The sequence below is a fragment of the Bacillus sp. GB_SG_008 genome (assembly GCF_052038115.1).
GTDB classification, from domain to species: Bacteria; Bacillota; Bacilli; order Bacillales; family Bacillaceae_G; genus Bacillus_A; species Bacillus_A rhizoplanae.
In genome coordinates this window covers 690,452-708,266 of record NZ_JBPZSK010000001.1, presented here as the reverse complement: position 1 = coordinate 708,266, position 17,815 = coordinate 690,452, and the positions used below count along the sequence as shown (strand labels likewise).

18 protein-coding genes and 2 riboswitches are annotated in these 17,815 nt (G+C 36.6%); of the genes, 9 read left to right on the top strand and 9 right to left on the bottom strand.

Annotated features, from left to right (window positions below; all coding sequences use genetic code 11):
- Window positions 1-186: 186 nt before the first annotated feature.
- Together mtnK and ACTDJC_RS03620 are read right to left on the bottom strand one after the other, a co-directional pair.
- A complete protein-coding gene (gene mtnK, locus ACTDJC_RS03625; RefSeq protein WP_440602675.1) occupies window positions 187-1,371 on the bottom strand; it encodes an S-methyl-5-thioribose kinase in 1,185 nt (394 codons plus the stop codon).
- Window positions 1,372-1,457: 86 nt separating this feature from the next.
- Window positions 1,458-1,603, bottom strand: a riboswitch (SAM riboswitch).
- 73 nt (window positions 1,604-1,676) lie between these two features.
- Window positions 1,677-2,456, bottom strand: coding sequence for a carbon-nitrogen family hydrolase (locus ACTDJC_RS03620; RefSeq protein WP_440602674.1), 780 nt, complete (start codon window positions 2,454-2,456; stop codon window positions 1,677-1,679).
- 103 nt (window positions 2,457-2,559) lie between these two features.
- On the opposite strand from ACTDJC_RS03620, the gene ACTDJC_RS03615 reads away from it, so the two are divergent.
- From ACTDJC_RS03615 to ACTDJC_RS03590, 6 genes are all read left to right on the top strand, one after another.
- Window positions 2,560-3,750: a pyridoxal phosphate-dependent aminotransferase gene (locus ACTDJC_RS03615; RefSeq protein WP_440602673.1), complete on the top strand. Its 1,191-nt coding sequence runs from the start codon at window positions 2,560-2,562 to the stop codon at window positions 3,748-3,750.
- Window positions 3,751-3,802: 52 nt separating this feature from the next.
- Window positions 3,803-3,909, top strand: a riboswitch (SAM riboswitch).
- Window positions 3,910-3,973: 64 nt separating this feature from the next.
- Window positions 3,974-5,218, top strand: a complete 1,245-nt coding sequence (gene mtnW / locus ACTDJC_RS03610; protein ID WP_440602672.1) for a 2,3-diketo-5-methylthiopentyl-1-phosphate enolase — start codon at window positions 3,974-3,976, stop codon at window positions 5,216-5,218.
- Window positions 5,215-5,874 (top strand): 2-hydroxy-3-keto-5-methylthiopentenyl-1-phosphate phosphatase, encoded by a 660-nt coding sequence (locus ACTDJC_RS03605; RefSeq protein ID WP_440602671.1) that lies wholly within the window; start codon window positions 5,215-5,217, stop codon window positions 5,872-5,874. Before mtnW ends, ACTDJC_RS03605 begins: the two co-directional genes overlap by 4 nt.
- Window positions 5,871-6,509: a methylthioribulose 1-phosphate dehydratase gene (locus ACTDJC_RS03600; protein WP_440602670.1), complete on the top strand. Its 639-nt coding sequence runs from the start codon at window positions 5,871-5,873 to the stop codon at window positions 6,507-6,509. Before ACTDJC_RS03605 ends, ACTDJC_RS03600 begins: the two co-directional genes overlap by 4 nt.
- On the top strand, window positions 6,487-6,999 hold the full coding sequence (locus ACTDJC_RS03595) for a cupin domain-containing protein (protein WP_440602669.1): 513 nt from the start codon (window positions 6,487-6,489) through the stop codon (window positions 6,997-6,999). The genes ACTDJC_RS03600 and ACTDJC_RS03595 overlap by 23 nt, the downstream gene beginning before the upstream one ends.
- Before the next feature lie 245 nt (window positions 7,000-7,244).
- Window positions 7,245-7,523, top strand: coding sequence for a hypothetical protein (locus ACTDJC_RS03590; protein ID WP_440602668.1), 279 nt, complete (start codon window positions 7,245-7,247; stop codon window positions 7,521-7,523).
- A 28-nt stretch (window positions 7,524-7,551) separates the two neighbouring features.
- On the opposite strand, the gene ACTDJC_RS03585 is transcribed toward ACTDJC_RS03590, so the two are convergent.
- The 4 genes from ACTDJC_RS03585 to ACTDJC_RS03570 all read right to left on the bottom strand — a co-directional run bounded on the left by ACTDJC_RS03585 (window position 7,552) and on the right by ACTDJC_RS03570 (window position 11,279).
- Window positions 7,552-7,884: a DUF3909 family protein gene (locus ACTDJC_RS03585; RefSeq protein ID WP_429708879.1), complete on the bottom strand. Its 333-nt coding sequence runs from the start codon at window positions 7,882-7,884 to the stop codon at window positions 7,552-7,554.
- A gap of 4 nt (window positions 7,885-7,888) precedes the next feature.
- Entirely contained in the window at window positions 7,889-8,773 is an 885-nt protein-coding gene (locus tag ACTDJC_RS03580) for an NAD(P)-dependent oxidoreductase (RefSeq protein WP_440602667.1), read from the bottom strand.
- Between the two features lie 4 nt (window positions 8,774-8,777).
- Window positions 8,778-9,890, bottom strand: a complete 1,113-nt coding sequence (locus ACTDJC_RS03575; RefSeq protein ID WP_440602666.1) for a serine hydrolase domain-containing protein — start codon at window positions 9,888-9,890, stop codon at window positions 8,778-8,780.
- 96 nt (window positions 9,891-9,986) lie between these two features.
- A complete protein-coding gene (locus ACTDJC_RS03570; RefSeq protein WP_440602778.1) occupies window positions 9,987-11,279 on the bottom strand; it encodes a sensor domain-containing diguanylate cyclase in 1,293 nt (430 codons plus the stop codon).
- A 331-nt stretch (window positions 11,280-11,610) separates the two neighbouring features.
- On the opposite strand from ACTDJC_RS03570, the gene ACTDJC_RS03565 reads away from it, so the two are divergent.
- From ACTDJC_RS03565 to ACTDJC_RS03555, 3 genes are all read left to right on the top strand, one after another.
- On the top strand, window positions 11,611-12,228 hold the full coding sequence (locus ACTDJC_RS03565) for a nitroreductase family protein (protein WP_440602665.1): 618 nt from the start codon (window positions 11,611-11,613) through the stop codon (window positions 12,226-12,228).
- Window positions 12,229-12,451: 223 nt separating this feature from the next.
- Window positions 12,452-12,670, top strand: a complete 219-nt coding sequence (locus ACTDJC_RS03560; RefSeq protein ID WP_253630315.1) for a hypothetical protein — start codon at window positions 12,452-12,454, stop codon at window positions 12,668-12,670.
- A 227-nt stretch (window positions 12,671-12,897) separates the two neighbouring features.
- Entirely contained in the window at window positions 12,898-13,233 is a 336-nt protein-coding gene (locus tag ACTDJC_RS03555; protein ID WP_440602664.1) for a DUF3915 family protein, read from the top strand.
- Between the two features lie 235 nt (window positions 13,234-13,468).
- Here ACTDJC_RS03555 and ptsP read toward each other — a convergent pair whose 3' ends face one another.
- The 3 genes from ptsP to ptsG form a co-directional block, all read right to left on the bottom strand.
- Window positions 13,469-15,181, bottom strand: a complete 1,713-nt coding sequence (gene ptsP, locus ACTDJC_RS03550; protein ID WP_098310507.1) for a phosphoenolpyruvate--protein phosphotransferase — start codon at window positions 15,179-15,181, stop codon at window positions 13,469-13,471.
- Window positions 15,181-15,444: a phosphocarrier protein HPr gene (gene ptsH / locus ACTDJC_RS03545; protein WP_020059386.1), complete on the bottom strand. Its 264-nt coding sequence runs from the start codon at window positions 15,442-15,444 to the stop codon at window positions 15,181-15,183. The genes ptsP and ptsH overlap by 1 nt, the downstream gene beginning before the upstream one ends.
- A 136-nt stretch (window positions 15,445-15,580) precedes the next feature.
- Complete coding sequence (gene ptsG, locus ACTDJC_RS03540) at window positions 15,581-17,641, bottom strand: glucose-specific PTS transporter subunit IIBC (RefSeq protein ID WP_440602663.1); 2,061 nt, start codon at window positions 17,639-17,641, stop codon at window positions 15,581-15,583.
- Window positions 17,642-17,815 lie beyond the last annotated feature (174 nt).

Sequence of the window (17,815 nt, the reverse complement as noted above, 5' to 3'; positions counted from 1 at the left end):
TTCCGAATATCTTTGCGATTTTCACTTTATAATCCCTTTGCACCTCTAATAAAACAATACTTTTCTAAACATCTTCAATTGTAGTTAATGCCTTATATTCAACAATAGTCGGCAACTTCGTTTAATTCAAAAGAGCGATGGAATCTCCCTTCCAACTAATAGAACGAGGTACTGCTATGCTTATACTCACGCTTTTACTTCCTTCCCCAAAACAATAGAATCAAATAATATATGGAACAAACGAGCATCTGCATTTTCTGTTTTATGTAGAAGTAATTTTCTTCCTAACCGTAATGCATGCCTTTTTGCTTGTAATCGTGTTTCTTTATGAGAAATCTCATCTAAATCTGCAACATGCGCTAATCCAATTGTACGGCGAATGACCTCACATCCTGCAAATCCAACTGCATCAATGAAAATATTGTTCAGTACAATTGGTAGCCATTGCTTTTCTCTCGTATACGGTTCTACGCCTTCGAGCATCCATAACCTTGTAAATGTTTCTACGAAAACACTCCATGTTTGCTCAATATGATAAAATAATACGCTGCGTTTGTTTTCTTCACGCGACAGTGCATTTAATAATAAATTCGCAATAAATTGACCTAGATCAAACCCTAACGGACCAAATGTCGCAAATTCTGGATCAATCACTTTCGTTTCTGAAGATGATGAAAATATACTTCCAGTATGTAAATCACCGTGAATTAATGCTTCTTTTCGCGTCAAAAATTTATACTTACACTGCGCTACTTGTAGCTTCAAATTTTTATCACACCAAAGTTCGTCAACAACATCTTGTAATTCTTCTTCATACTCATTTGTTTCATAGTTTGCAAATGGATCAGTAAATACAAGATTCTCTGTAATTTTACATAAATCAGGGTTTACAAACTGACTATCTAGCACTCTTTTTTCTTCTGCTTGTAATCCAAAATCGGATGTGTAAAAAAGAACATGAGCTAAAAAACGCCCGATATGTTTGGATAATAGTGGATAGTCTTCCCCGTTTATCAATCCTTTTCTCGTTATCGTTAAAGCTGATAAATCTTCTATAGCACTAATCGCTAATGTTTCATCGTGCCCATATACTTTCGGTACATACTCTGGTACGTATTTTGCAAAAATTTGCAATGCATCACTTTCAATGGTTGCACGGCGTAAAGATAGCGGCCAACTTTCTCCTACTACCTTTGCGTATGGAAGAGCTTGCTTAAGAATCAATCCCTTCTTCCCATCACGTAAACGAAACACATAATTTAAATTCCCATCACCAATTTCTTCACAAGTGACAACTGCCTTTTCTGAAAAATAACCATGTTCTTTCGCATATGTAACGGCTGTTTCTTCTGTTAATTGTTTGTATCCCATTTTGATTCCCCCTAAATGTATTCGGGTTTTTCATCATAAAAAAACCCCTTTCGATGACGAAAGAGGTTTGAAGATTCACTTCTCCCCTCTTATCTATCAGAAAGTTTTTCTTTCTGTTGGAATTAGCACCGTGCCTTACTAGGCGCGAACTGTGCGCCCCATTTCACAATGGTATTACGGTCGGTTGCTGGGTTTCATCGGGCCAAATCCCTCCACCTGCTCTTGATAAGAGTATATAGTTGTCTGAATTTTTCAGTTTCTGTTGTTGACTATACCAAGAATAAAAATTACTTGTCAATACTTTTTTACTTATACAATTCTGAACGGCGATCAAAAAAAACAGGAATCCCTTTACGAACTTCAGCAACCTTCTTTACATCTAACGTTCCATGCAAAATCATTTCTGTTTCATCTGCCTCATTGACGACTTCTCCCCAAGGATCAATAATAAGCGAATGCCCTGCAAATACATTATTTAGATCACGTCCGGCACGATTGCACGCTACAACATAACATTGATTTTCAATTGCCCTTGCTTGAAGTAATAACCGCCAATGCGCTAAGCGAACAAGTGGCCACTCTGCTACAACAAATAATACCGTTGACCCGTGTGCAGCATGAACACGTATCCATTCTGGAAAACGAATATCATAGCAAATTGTTCCTGCGCACGGTATATCCTCTAATAGAAAATGCCCAGTTTCATTTCCAGCAATTAAATATTTATGCTCATCCATCAGTTGAAACAAATGAACTTTACTATATTCAGCCACAATTTCTCCGCTTCGATTACTAATATACATTGTATTTGTAACACCTTTCTCTGTTTGCTTAGCAATCGATCCTCCAACAATATTTACACAATTTTGCTTACTCCACTTCGATAATAGTTGTTTCGTGTATTCCCCATCTGGATCAGCAATTTCAGCAAGTCGACCTAAGTCATAACCTGTTGTCCATAGCTCTGGTAATACAATAACATCTGGCTTTTCCTTCATTGCTTCGTTTATTTTTTTCTCAGCGTGTTCTATATTTTTCTCTACATCACCAAAAGTGATATCCATTTGAATACAAGCAATTTTCATTGATTTCTCCCTACTCCCTTTTATTTTTTTCCTTTACAAAAAGTTGAAAAGATTATATCATTTGTCACTATAATTGCAACAATTTTCAAAAGAGGTGGAAAGTATGAAACATTTTCAACCTTCTGAGGTATTAACATCACTACCAACACAATTTTTTGCTACGCTTGTCACAAAAGTCAACAAAGCCGTGCAAGCTGGTCATGATGTTATTAACTTAGGACAAGGAAATCCAGATCAGCCAACGCCAGCGCATATCGTAGCAGCGCTACAGCGTGCAGCAGAACAACCAATTCATCATAAATATCCGCCATTTCGCGGGCATGAAAGCTTAAAAGAAGCTGTCGCTACGTTTTATGAGCGTGAATACGATGTACAGTTAAATCCCAAAACCGAAGTAGCTGTTTTATTTGGCGGAAAAGCTGGATTAGTTGAATTACCGCTTTGTTTTACAAATCCAGGCGATACAATTCTCGTTCCTGATCCTGGCTATCCAGATTATTTATCAGGTGTTGCCTTAGCGAAAGCAGAACTTGCAACAATGCCATTATTAGCAGAAAATCATTTTTTACCTGATTATACAAAGATTGATAAACAAACTGCTGAACAAGCAAAATTAATGTTTTTAAACTATCCGAACAATCCAACAGGAGCCATTGCAACAACAAAATTCTTCGAGGAAACTATATCGTTTGCAAACAAACATGACATTTTAGTTTGTCATGATTTCGCGTATGGTGCCATTGGTTTTGATACTAAAAAGCCAATTAGTTTCTTACAAGTTGATGGAGCAAAAGATGTTGGCATTGAAATTTATACGTTATCAAAAACATATAATATGGCAGGATGGCGCATTGCATTTGCCGTTGGTAATGAAAGTGTCATCGAAACGATCAACTTATTACAAGATCATATGTACGTCAGTATTTTTGGTGCCGTGCAAGAAGCTGCTTGCGAAGCTTTATTAAGTCCGCAAACTTGCGTAGATGAACTAGTAGAACGCTATGAATCTCGAAGAAATGCTTTCATTACAGCTTGTCGTTCTATCGGCTGGAATGCAGTTGCACCAAAAGGCTCTTTTTTCGCATGGCTTCCTGTTCCAGATGGATATACGTCAGAGCAATTTGCTGATGTACTATTAACACAAGCACACGTTGCCGTCGCACCGGGTATCGGATTTGGTGAACACGGAGAAGGTTATATTCGCGTTGGTTTATTACATACAGAAGAACGCCTTCGAGAAGCAGTTCACAGAATCCATCAATTAAAAATTTTCAAAAAAATATTGACAACGTAAAAATTCTCTGTCAAAATTCAGTTATCAAAAAAATTAAAACATTTCCAAATACTTCTTATCAAGAGCAGGTGGAGGGACGAGCCCGATGAAACCCGGCAACCGATCTACTTTATGTAGGCACGGTGCTAATTCTCGCAGCATTACGCTGACAGATAAGGAGCTGGTTGTAAAAAACCTCTCCTTAGCTGAGAGGTTTTTTTTATTCAACTAGGAGGTTATGAAAATGAGCGGAATAATAGCAACATACTTAATTCATGATGATTCTCACAATTTAATTTACAAAGCAGAGCAAATTGCTCTCGGTTTAACAGTTGGTTCGTGGACACACTTACCTCACTTACTACAAGAACAATTAAAACAACATAAAGGTTCAGTCATTAGTGTAGAAGAATTAGAAGACGATGAAAAAATAAATATATACCTTGATAAAAAAGTAAAACGCGGTCTTATTAAAATTCATTATCCATCTGCTAATTTTAGCAATGACTTACCTGCGATTTTTACAACTGTTTTCGGAAAATTATCACTGGATGGAGAAATTAAATTAATTGATTTGACATTTTCTGATGATCTAAAAGAGCGCTTCCCAGGTCCTAAATTCGGTATCGATGGGATACGAAACATCTTGAATGTCCACGAGCGCCCTCTTCTCATGAGTATTTTTAAAGGAATGATTGGCCGTAATATCGGTTATTTAAAAACACAGCTTCGCGATCAAGCAAGCGGCGGTGTAGACATTGTAAAAGATGATGAAATTTTATTTGATAATCCGTTAACACCACTGTCAGAACGTATTCGAGCTGGAAAAGAAGTATTACAGTCCATTTACGAAACATATGGTCATAAGACGTTATATGCTGTTAATCTTTCAGGACGCACTTATGATTTAAAAGAGAAGGCGAAACAAGCCGTTGCAGCTGGGGCTGATCTATTACTCTTCAATGCATTTGCTTATGGGCTGGATGTTTTACAAGCTTTGGCAGAGGACGATGATATTTATATTCCAATCATGGCACACCCAGCAGTAAGCGGGACTTACATAGCATCTGATTTATATGGGTTTTCATCTTCCTTATTACTTGGTAAGCTCCTTCGCTATGCAGGCGCAGATTTTTCATTATTCCCATCACCTTATGGAACTGTCGCTTTAAAACAAGAAGAGGCACTTTCTTTAGCAAAAGCACTTACAGATGAAAATGAGCCATTTAAACGAAGTTTTCCTGTTCCATCTGCTGGCATTCACCCAGGACTTGTTCCGCTTCTTATTCGTGATTTTGGTCAGCAATGTGTCATTAATGCTGGTGGCGGTATTCACGGACACCCATCCGGCGCACAGGGAGGCGGAAAAGCGTTTCGATCTGCCATCGATGCAACGCTAACAAACACGCCTCTTCATGAGGTTAATGATCCTTATTTACAAGCCGCCTTGCGTTTATGGGGCAATCCTTCTGAAGAGGTGAAGGCATGAGTATTCAAATTTTTTGCGATTTCGATGGCACAATTACAAATAACGATAATATTGTTGCCATTATGGAAAAGTTTGCACCGCCAGAAGCGGAAACAATTAAACAACAAATTTTATCACAAGAACTTTCTATTCAAGAAGGTGTTGGAAAACTTTTTTCTCTATTACCTACAAGTTTACAAAATGAGATTACAGCTTTCATTAAAGAAACAGCAGTCATTCGTACTGGTTTTATAGAATTTGTACAGTTTTTACGAGAGAACAATATCCCACTTTATATCATATCAGGAGGAATGGACTTTTTTGTTTATCCTCTTCTCGAAGGAATTGTTGATTTTGAGCAAATTTACTGTAATACAACTGATTTTTCCCATGAAACAATTCAAGTTAATTGGCCACATCTATGTGATGAACATTGTGAAAATGAATGCGGTCTTTGTAAATCAACAATTATTCGCAATTTAAGTTCACAAAGTAATTTTAAAATTGTAATCGGTGATTCTATTACAGACTTACAAGCCGCAAAACTTGCTGATAAAGTGTTTGCTCGTGACTTTCTTATTACAAAATGCAAAGAACATCACATTTCTTATACACCTTTTGAAACATTTCATGATATCCAAAACGAAGTAGGGAAATTGTTGGAGGTGATAAAGTGAAACAGTTATTTCGTCAATGGCAAGAACTAAGTGAACTGAAAAAAGAATTAACGGACCGGAATTGGTTTCCAGCAACAAGCGGTAATATTTCAATAAAAGTGAGTGACAATCCTCTTACCTTTCTCATTACAGCAAGCGGAAGAGATAAAACAAAAACAACACCCGACGACTTTCTGTTAGTCGATCAAAATGGAAATCCTGTTTTAGAAACAGATTTACGCCCTTCTGCAGAAACATTGTTGCACACTCATATTTATAACAATACAAACGCTGCATGCGTCTTGCACGTCCATACAACCGATAATAATGTAATTACAAACGTATACGACAAAGAAGTTGTGCTTTGTAATCAAGAAATTATTAAAGCACTCAATATTTGGGAAGAAGGCGCTTCTATTCGTATTCCGATTATTGAAAATTACGCTCATATCCCAACATTAGGTGAGAGCTTTCGCAATCATATTTACGAAGATACAGGAGCTGTTTTAATTCGCAATCACGGTATTACAGTATGGGGAAAAGATAGCTTTGATACAAAAAAGAGATTAGAAGCATATGAGTTTCTATTCCAGTTTCATATTAAACTATTATCAATTAAAGGAGGCGTTCAATATGGCGCAAATTCGTATTCATGAAATTAATACTCGCATTGAAAAAGAAATAGAAGTACAACAATTTTTACAAAATGAAGGTGTTTTGTATGAGAAATGGGATATTACAAAGCTTCCTGCTCATTTACAAGAAAACTATGCATTAACTGATGAAAATAAGAAAGAAATTTTAGAAGTGTTCGCAGAAGCAGTTGCTGATGTTTCTAGACGCCGCGGCTATCAAGCAAGCGATGTTATCTCACTTTCTCACGCAACACCGAATTTAGATGAATTGTTAGTAAACTTTAAGCAAGAACACCATCATACCGATGATGAAGTTCGCTTTATTGTCAGCGGACATGGCATTTTTGCCATCCAAGGAAAAGATGGGCGTTTCTTTGATGTCGAACTTGAACCAGGAGATCTAATCTCGGTTCCTGAAAACATAAGACATTATTTTACCCTTCAAAACGATCGTCAAGTTGTAGCAATTCGTATTTTTGTGACAACTGAAGGTTGGGTTCCTATTTATTAAGGTAGTCTGTTGGATAAAAGGAATTGGTACCCCTTTTCCTTCCTTTTATTCACTCTACATATATACATCCTCCTATGGGCAGGTTTATCTCATTTTATATGAGATAAACCTGCATTTTTTGTTGAATAATTTTTTACAATTTTATGAACATTTTGTGAACTTTTTCTGAATATTCTGTTTAAAATGTGTTATAATACAAATAATAGAAAAAACAAGTGAAATTGTAAAAAGGAGGAAGGGAATACATGGAGTTAATTTTAGCCATTCTTTTCGGTGTCGTTTGCGGGTCTATACCTGCTGTTGTGGGAGCTATTATGGAGGAATTAGAAGTTGGTATGATTGGTTTTGTCGCATCTTCTGTAAGCGCTTTATTTTTTGGTTTATATGGTGCAATTCCTGTTTGTTTACTGTTTGCACTATATATATTACGTCATTCTCGCACAAAACGATTTACTCGAACTAGAGTGGCTGAAGTCATTCCCTTTCCAATTGAAAAAGCACGCCGAGCAACAGGCCTTTCCTAAATAAAAAAGTCCTCATATGAGGACTTTTTTATTTATTTTCTTCTAAAAATTGAAATAGCTCCTGTAAATGAAGTGCATCCTCTCCATAACTAACCGAAACATAAAATTTCCCGTCTACTTCTGCATTCATATATAAATCAATGAGATCACGTTCGTACTTTAACGCTAAATAAAATTCCATCTCTTCTAGCATTTCTTTCGTTGTTCGAATGACATAACGACCTGTTTCATCTCTACCATATTCAAATACCGGTTCAAAACTATACTTCTTTTTAAACGCAGCCAGTTGCTTATCATTAATATAAATTGTTTCTGCGCGCTGTACCGTATCAATGATATTATCAAATTTCTCTAAACCCATACACTCACTCCTTTATGTATCGTTTATATAATGCCTGTGTTCCGCTATTTTCTTCACCGTCTTGCATCAATTGTTCATATAATTCTCGCGCAAGAGCTAAGCCAGGCGCAGATAACCCAAGTTGTTCTGCTTCTGCCAACGCAATTTTCATATCCTTAATAAAATGTTTCACGTAAAATCCTGGTTCAAAATCACCTTGTAACATGCGCGGTGCTAAATTACTTAATGACCAGCTACCTGCTGCACCAGTAGAAATACTTTGTAACACTTTTTCTGGATGTAAACCTGCCTTTTTTGCATAAGCAAGTGCTTCACATACACCAAGCATATTAGATGCAATCGCAATTTGGTTGCACATTTTTGTATGTTGGCCACTACCTGCATTTCCTTGCAATATAATGTTTTTGCCTAACAATTCAAATAACGGAAAGCATGCTTCATATACTTCTTCATCCCCACCGATCATAATCGCAAGGCTTCCTTCTTTTGCTCCGATATCTCCGCCCGATACGGGGGCATCTAATACATGAATTCCCTTGCTCTTCCCTTCTTCATAAATACGTTTCGCAAGAGTTGGTGTTGATGTTGTAAAGTCAATCGTAATCGTCCCTCGCTTGGCATGAGTAAGAATCCCCTCTGCACCAAAGTATACTTCTTCCACATCATGTGGATAACCAACCATAGTCATTACAACATCTACTGTTCTTGCAATTTTCTTAGGAGAATCACACCAGTACGCACCTTCTTCAATCAAAGCTGCTGTTTTTTCTTTTGTACGATTATATACATAAACAGTATAACCAGCTTTTAATAAATGACGCACCATACTTTTTCCCATAACACCTGTACCAACAAAACCAATAGAAGCTGGTGGCAATATCTGCTTCATCTTCTCATCCCCTTTTCTCTAATAAATCACTCACAAGTTTACGAAATTCATTATTAAACTCATCATCAATTCCATTTTGCACATTTGAGAATTCAATTACAAATAATTGTTTATCCCAATTAAAATTGTTAAATGTATTCCATCCCGAAAGTACACCATGATTATGATAATAATCTGGATATATATATAAGCTAAATGCATATTTTTTTTCTGAAGATGGTGTTAGCATTAATTTTAAGCTTTCAGCAGAGATAAGCTTACCTGTCATAATTGCTTCATCTAACTTTTTCATATCATGCACCGTTGTATACATCTCTCCGCACCCATATAACCAATTCATTGCTAATTTAGGCGCTAGCACAAGTTCATTCTCTTTCTTTTTATATCCTTTTGAAAAATTCACATCTCCTGCTGGTGTCTCTCCCATACCTGACTCTGTCATTCCCGCAGGAATAAAGATATGATCTGTAACGTATTGTGCTACAGATTGTCCCGAGTTTTTTTCTAGAATATAAGCTAGCAACATATAATTATAATCTGAATATAACCAGCCACTTCCAGGTTGAAAAGCAGTTGACTGTTGTCCAATCCATGTCACTAAACTAAGACGTGATGCCGCATTGACTTTCCCTTTTCCATGATCAGGGAGTCCCGATGTATGCGTTAATAAATGGTACAACGTAATATTTTTATTAGCAGGAAAAGAAGGAATATATTTATTCACGTTATCCTGTATATTTATTTTTCCTTGTTCTTGCAACTGTAGAACCGACACCGCAATTGTCGTTTTTGTAATAGAACCAATTCGATATTTTGTTTGCGGCGTATTTTCAATTTGTTTTTGTACATCCGCATAGCCATACCCTTTATCTAATATTGTACGGCCTTGATATGACACGAGAACTGAGCCATTAAATTGTTTATCTTTTAAATATTGTTCTAGTTTTTGTGCAACAGCCGTATAATCAATTTCTTTTTCTCTTTCTTTTATTGTACCAGTAGAGGGTATTGTTTTTATTGACTTTGCTTCTTTTTTAGCAGGTACTTTAAAAAAGAAATAGCTCCCAACTAATATAATAGAAAGAAAAAAAATAATTGCACTCCATAACGTCTTCATTTCTAAAAATCCTCCATCGCATCTTAAATAATTGTTCCTCCCTTCACCATTATCCGACAATAAAAAAAAATCGCAACAATTTGTTGCGAAAACATGTTACATTTTTTCTTTTCTATATAAGCACACTTGATTTTTCCCCTTGTTCTTCGCTTCATATAATGCAACATCCGCTCGATGCCTCAATATTTCTTTCGTAATTCCATTTTCGTATGCAGCAACACCAAAGCTTGCTGTGATATTTGAAATTCCAGAAAATTTTTTTGTTTCGATAAAAAATCGAAGTGATTCCGCAATTTGAAATGCTTCTTTTTCTGTTGTATGAGACAAAAAAATAATAAATTCTTCTTCGCTCCACCGTGCAAAAACATGATGCGGCTGTAATTTTGCTGTCACAAGTTCCGCTAGTTGTACCAATGCTAAATCTCCAAAATCATGACCATATGTGTCATTTACTTTTTTGAAATCATCAAGGTCAAATAAAATAAGAGCAAATGATTGGCTCATTCGTATAGCAGTTTCCCAACCTTGTGAAAATAGTCTTTGAAATTTCAACCGATTATAAATATTTGTTAAGGAATCAATTGTTGCTAAGCGTTCTTGTTCTTTATACTCTTCTTCTAACTCTGTAATATCTGTACATGTAACGATGAATCTCGTTACATCATCCGGCAAAGGAGCAATACGTAACAAAAACACAGTTGCTTCTTCAGCCTCATTATACATTTTGATTTTTCTTGATTTCGTTAAGCAATCATCAATCCACATTGTATCATTTTCTGCAATATAATACCCATTCTCCTCTGCAAAATGTTCAGCAAATGTCATGTGATGCTCATGATATGACATAAGATCTTCATATCCGAAGAAACGTAAAAAATTTGTATTGCAATCTATAATTTCATCATCTTCTACAATAAACAACAAATCATTCTGAAAATCGAATATCATTTGAAGTAACTCTTGTTGTAATATGACTTGTTTTAACAATGACAACTCATACACACTCTTTTGCACTTCAGCAAGTATAGATTGAGGCGTAATTGGAGGTAACACAATGTTTCGTACCCCAAGTTTAATAAGGTCAACAAACTGAGATGTAACTTGTGCACTCCATACAATGATAAAAGAAATATTTGAAGTAAATAATTCTTTTACAAATTCGACTTGAGAAGAATGAGAAATATATATAATTACGATTTGTGGTTGAACTTTTTCAAACAATATTTTCCCTTCCTTAAAACTATGTGCCAAAAACAAGCACTTTGGCTTTAACGTTGCAACTGTATGTTGCTCGTTATGACCTTCTTCAATATACAATACATTCACATCGAGATCCTGTAATACATTTTGAAAAACTGTATGTTCCAATAAAAAATGCAGAATGTTCACCACTAGGCTTTCACTCACTTCATTTATCCCATTCTTACAATTAAGGGTCACCTTTCATCATTTATAAGAACTTGATTTGTTCAACAAACCATGACATGGCAGTTTCACATTATATAAACCTCTTGAAGCCCTGTATCATCTTTTTATTGTATGACAACAATAAGTGAGACGTTTGTGCGAATATCTTCTTTTATTCATATCTTTTTAAAACACTTGACAATAGAACTGTATATATTATATCCTTTTACAGTATCAACTTACAAAATGTAAGTTAAGAACATTTTTATATTTGATTCATTTACAAATAGAAACAAAGCTTGGAGGAATTATAATGACACAGCAAGATTTCTTTACTGTTTTATACGAACGCACATCTAATCGTGCTTTCAACCCTGAAAAAGAAATTTCAAAAGAAGAATTATATGATATTTTAAAAGCTGCTGGCCAAGCACCATCAGCATGGAATTTACAACACTGGAAATTCCTTGTATTCCAAGGAGAAGAAGTACAACGCCGCTTACATCCAATTGCATATAATCAACAACAAATTCTTGATGCATCTGCAGTTGTCGCTATATTAGGTGACTTAGAAGCATATAAAAATGTTGATGCTGTATACGGTCCACTTGTAGAACAAGGACTTATGCAAGAAGAAGCAAAAAATCGTTTGGCACAAAACATTGAAGGTGCATACCAACGTGAACAATACCCACGTGATGCTGCGTTCTCTAATGCATCTTTAGCAGCAATGCAACTTATGCTTGCAGCAAAAGCAACTGGTTGGGACACATGTGCAATTGGAGGTTTTAACCCGCAAGCATTAATGGAAGAGTTTAACGTGTCTTCTCGCTACCTTCCAATTATGTTAATTACAATTGGTGAATCTACATTAGCAGGTCACCCAGCACCACGCATGAGCGTAGAACAAGTAACAGAATGGGCAAAATAAAATGAAACCTCCATTAGTGGAGGTTTTTTTTCATTCCTCACTAATGGAAAGCTCTCACCAATCAGGCACGTGACAACAGTTATTCTCCATCTATCTTCTTCACTTCTCTCTAAATATTAAGAGGGGATTACTACCTAGGAATAGCAGACTGTACTCTAAAGATGCTTTTTTGTTACAATTATGATACAATAGTAACAAATTGATAACAAGTGAGGGATTTTCGTTGAATTTATCTGGAAGCTTTATCGCAATATTGTGCTATCTAGTCACAGTACTACTTCTATACTTTGTTGGAGATATGACAAATATTGCGATGCTACAGTTTTCAAAAGAAACAGCGCTTCAGTCCGAAATTGGTCAGCATGCTGGTCGTTCCGTTGCACCACTACTATTAGCACTTCCTGTATATATCATTGTTTTATATAAAAGCAAAAAAATATAAAGACTGTCTTTATTAAAAAGAGGCAGTCTTTTTTCTATACATATCCGCTTATTGTCCAAACTCTCATTTCCCTCTTCTCATATGTTATAAGAAGAATAACAACATTCTACCTAAAACATTTATTCTTTTCCTAAAAAACAGGAAAAAATCTTAAAAAAATTCTTCACTGTGTCCAAACAAAGCATGTACCTTGAGCATATCTTATTAATGTGAAGGGGGTGAGAATTATGTTCGGATGTTTTGGATTTGATGGCTGCCGTAGCGGTGTACGCAGCGACCGCCGTTCCCGTAGCGACCGCCGTTTCCGTAGCGACCGCCGTAGCTTTAGATGCGACAGCCACCGTACTGGTCATAGAAATCGTTTTTGCAACGTTCTTAGAAATCTTGCAATCGGTACTAGAATTGCTCTATTAACAATTAGAGATAACGGTACTTTTACCGACGTTGTATTTGAAGGCTTCTCAAATGGGGTAGCACTTTTCTCAGGAGCTACTACAGGTGTAGGAACAACAGGTGGTTTATTACGTGTTTGCCCAGAAGATGTTGTAGCTATCGTTTTCTAATAGAAGTCATTACCTCCAGGAAAGCTATTGCTTTCCTGGTTTTATTTATCCCGCATTAACGGGCAGTAAGATCCCCACCTCAAGATTCAGAGAAAACGAAGAAGATAGGTGGGGGACAACTGCCCGTAAAAGCCCGATTGGTTCGAAACAATTAGGATCAACTAAAAGATTTACAAAAAAATGTTTATTATATGAAAAAACCTGAGACCGATTTCATTCAGCTCAGGTTTTTTCATTAAATGCTTTTTACAAGTTCTACTACTTCTTCAGCAGTTGACATATTTAAAGCTTTTTGTGCTAACTCTTCCATTTGCACTTTTGAAAGCTTACGAATTTGTGTTCTTGCTGGAAGAATAGATGTTGCACTCATGCTAAACTCATCTAATCCTAATCCAACTAATAACGGAATTGCTAGAGCATCTCCTGCCATTTCACCGCACATACCAGCCCATTTCCCTTCTTTATGAGCTGCATCAATCACCATTTTTACAAGACGTAAAATTGCTGGGTTATATGGTTGGTATAGGTAAGAAACGCGTTCATTCATACGATCTGCTGCCATTGTGTATTGAATTAAATCATTTGTTCCGATAGAGAAGAAATCTACTTCTTTTGCAAACTGATCAGCTAACACCGCAGAAGCTGGGATTTCTACCATCATACCAACTTCAATGCTATCAGAAACCACTGTACCAGCTTGCACAAGTCTTTCTTTTTCTTCTAATAAAATTGCCTTTGCTTGACGGAATTCATCAAGAGTTGCAATCATCGGGAACATAATTTTTAAATTACCGTATACACTCGCACGAAGTAATGCACGAAGTTGTGTACGGAAGATATCTTGTTCTTCTAAGCATAAGCGAATTGCACGGTAGCCTAAGAACGGGTTCATTTCTTTTGGTAAATGTAAGTATGGAAGCTCTTTATCGCCACCAATGTCAAGTGTACGAACAACAACCGGCTGACCTTCTCCTACACCTTCAAGAACAGCTTTGTATGCTTCAAATTGCTCTTCTTCTGTTGGAAGGTTGTCACGGCCCATGTACAAGAATTCTGTACGATATAGACCAACGCCTTCTCCACCGTTGTCAATAATACCTTTTACATCTTTTGGTGTACCGATGTTTGCTACAAGCTCAACGTGATGACCATCTGCCGTAACTGTTGCTTCATTCTTTAATTTTGCCCATTCTGCTTTTTGCTCTTCAAATTGTGCTTTCTTTTCTTCATAAACACGAAGAGTCTCTTCAGATGGGTTTACAATTACTTCTCCATCTAAACCGTCGATGATTACGATATCACCGTTTTGAATTTGCTCCATCACAACTTTTGTCCCAACAACAGCTGGGATTTCCATTGAACGAGCCATAATTGCAGAGTGAGACGTACGTCCACCAATATCAGTTGTGAAACCTTTTGCATATTTACGATTTAATTGTGCTGTATCAGACGGTGTTAAATCTTCTGCAATGATGATTACTTCTTCGGAGATTGTACTTGGGTTTGAGAAGTTAATTCCAAGTAAGTGTGCAATAACACGCTTTGTCACGTCGCGAATATCTGCTGCACGTTCTTTCATGTATTCATTATCCATGCTCTCAAACATAGTAATAAACATTGATGCAACTTCATCCATCGCAAATTCAGCGTTTGCTTTTTCGTTTTTCACTTTATCTTTTACTGGGTTTACTAGTTCTGGATCATTTAATACTAGTAAATGTGCTTCAAAGATAGCCGCTTTATCAGCTCCAAGCTCAGCAAAAGCATGATTTTTAATTGCTTCTAATTCAGACTTTGATTTCTCAAGCGCAGCTTCTAAGCGTGCGATTTCCGCAGCTTCATCCGTAATCGATTTCTTTGCAATATTAAATTCAGGATTTTCTAGACGGAACGCCTTTGCAATTGCAATACCACTTGACGCGGCGATCCCTTTAATGTTAAGAGTCATTATTCTCCTAATCCTTCGTTTTTCATAGTTTCTTCGATAGCTGCTACCGCTTGAGCTGCATCATCACCATTTGCAGTGATTTTGATTTCTGCGCCTTGTTGAATACCTAAAGACATAACACCCATGATTGATTTTAAGTTTACAGTTTTGCCGTTATATTCTAAGTTAATATCAGCACCAAATTTGCTTGCTGTGTTTACAAGTAAAGTTGCTGGACGAGCATGAATTCCTGAGTCGCTAGTTACTTTAAAGATTTTTTCCATAATGATCTATCTCCTTTAAACTACAGTATATTTTAAGTTGTATAGACGTGAGTACTACACTTTCTATTGTATATAATAGGCGATGCCTGGTCAACTACATCGCCTATTATAATTGTAAACAATTTGCGTCTAAATTTTACTGAATTTCAATAACGTTTGTTTCACCTTTTTGGACATTATCTTGCTTTTTAATTTCAACTTTTTGTCCTTCTTGTAAGTTTGTGAAAACAATTGGCGTAATAATAGAAGGCGCATTTTCTTTTACAAATGCTATATCTACTTTTAATAAAGGCTGGCCTTGCGTTACTTTATCACCTTGAGAAACTAGCGCTTCAAAGCCTTCTCCATTCAATTTCACCGTATCAATACCGAAGTGAATTAAAATTTCTTTTCCGCCTTCTGATTGAATACCGATTGCATGTTTTGTTGGGAATACGTTCACAATTTCACCATTTACCGGAGAGACTACTGTACCTTCCGTTGGTTCAATCGCAAATCCATCCCCCATCATTTTTCCGGAAAACACTTGATCTGGCACTTCTGTAATCGGTAAAATTTTACCTTCAATCGGAATCGCAATTACTTCATTTACATCTGCTTTTTGTACAGGCTCTTCTACTTTTGCAGGCGCTTCTTTTGGAACATGCACTGCACGACCTGCCATAATATCTTGAATTTGTGATTTTAACGTATCAGATTTTGGACCAAAGATCGCTTGAATATTGTTACCAACCTCAAGAACACCTGCTGCTCCAAGCTCTTTTAAACGATCTTTATTTACATCTTTTTGATCTTTTACTTGAACGCGTAAACGTGTAATACAAGCATCTAAAGAAGCGATGTTTTCTTTTCCGCCAAACGCTACTAAAATTTCACCTGGAAGCTCGCCTGCTTCTACTTTTCCTGCTCCTTCAACCTCTTCTACTACTTCACGACCTGGTGTTTTTAAATCCCATTTGCGAATTGCAAAGCGGAATCCGAAGTAGTAAATCACTGCTAATGCAAGACCAACAATAATTACCCACCACCATGCCGTACGGCCTGGTAAGACACCAAATAACATAAAGTCAATTAAACCACCGGAGAATGTCATCCCGATTTTAACGTTTAAAAGTTGCATAGTCATAAATGATAAACCAGCAAATACTGCATGTATTCCAAATAGTACAGGTGCTACGAATAAGAATGAGAACTCAATCGGTTCTGTAATACCTGTTAAGAAAGATGTTAACGCAGCAGACCCTAAAATACCAGCTGCCATTTTTTTGTTTTCCGGACGTGCTTCATGATACATTGCTAATGCTGCTGCTGGAAGTCCGAACATCATGAACGGATATTTACCTGTTGTAAATGTACCAGCTGTTAATGTGACACCATCTTTTAATTGTGCCATGAAAATCTTTTGGTCACCGTGGATAACGTCACCTGCTGCATTTGTATATGAACCGAACTCAAACCAGAACGGCGCATAGAAAATATGATGCAGCCCGAACGGAATTAAAGACCGCTCAATCAAACCAAACATAAATGCTGCTAACGTTTTATTTGCATCAATCATTTGATGTGAAAACGTATTTAAAGCACCTTGAATTGGTGGCCAAACAAAGCACATTACAATCCCTAAAAGTACAGAGAATGTTGCTGTTGCAATTGGTACGAAACGCTTACCAGCAAAGAATCCTAAATATGATGGCAATTCGATGTTGTAGTATTTGTTATAGCAATATGCCGCTAATATCCCGACAATAATACCACCAAACACTCCTGTTTGAAGCGTTGGAATGCCTAATACATTTGCATAAGATGGATCTGTAAAACCAGTTTTAACTGGAACTTTATCACTTACAATTGTGACAAATTTATCTACTCCTAGGAAGACGCTCATCGTTTTATTCATAATTAAATATCCAACGAAGGCTGCTAATCCAGCTACTCCGTCTCCGTTTGATAACCCGATGGCAACCCCTACTGCGAATAATAATGCAAGGTTTGCGAAAATAATATCACCAGATTGTTCCATAATTTTTGCAACTAGAACAAACCAGTCTGCTTTTAAAGCAGGGATTAAATTTGTTAACTGTGGATTTTGAAACGCATTACCAAATCCAAGTAAAATACCTGCCGCCGGAAGGATAGCAACTGGAAGCATCAATGCTTTTCCGACTTTTTGAAGAACACCAAAAATCTTTTTAAACATTTGGATTCTTCCTCCCTTTCTTTTTTATTTTTACTTTCGGCAAATGCAAAAAGGCATGAGTTAAAAAAAGGTAGAAAATAGCTATCAAGGAGTAGTATGTCCCTTTCAACAGCTACCATTCCAACCTCTTCTTCACTCATGCCTGATCGAATCAGTAACACGTGTCGAATCGTA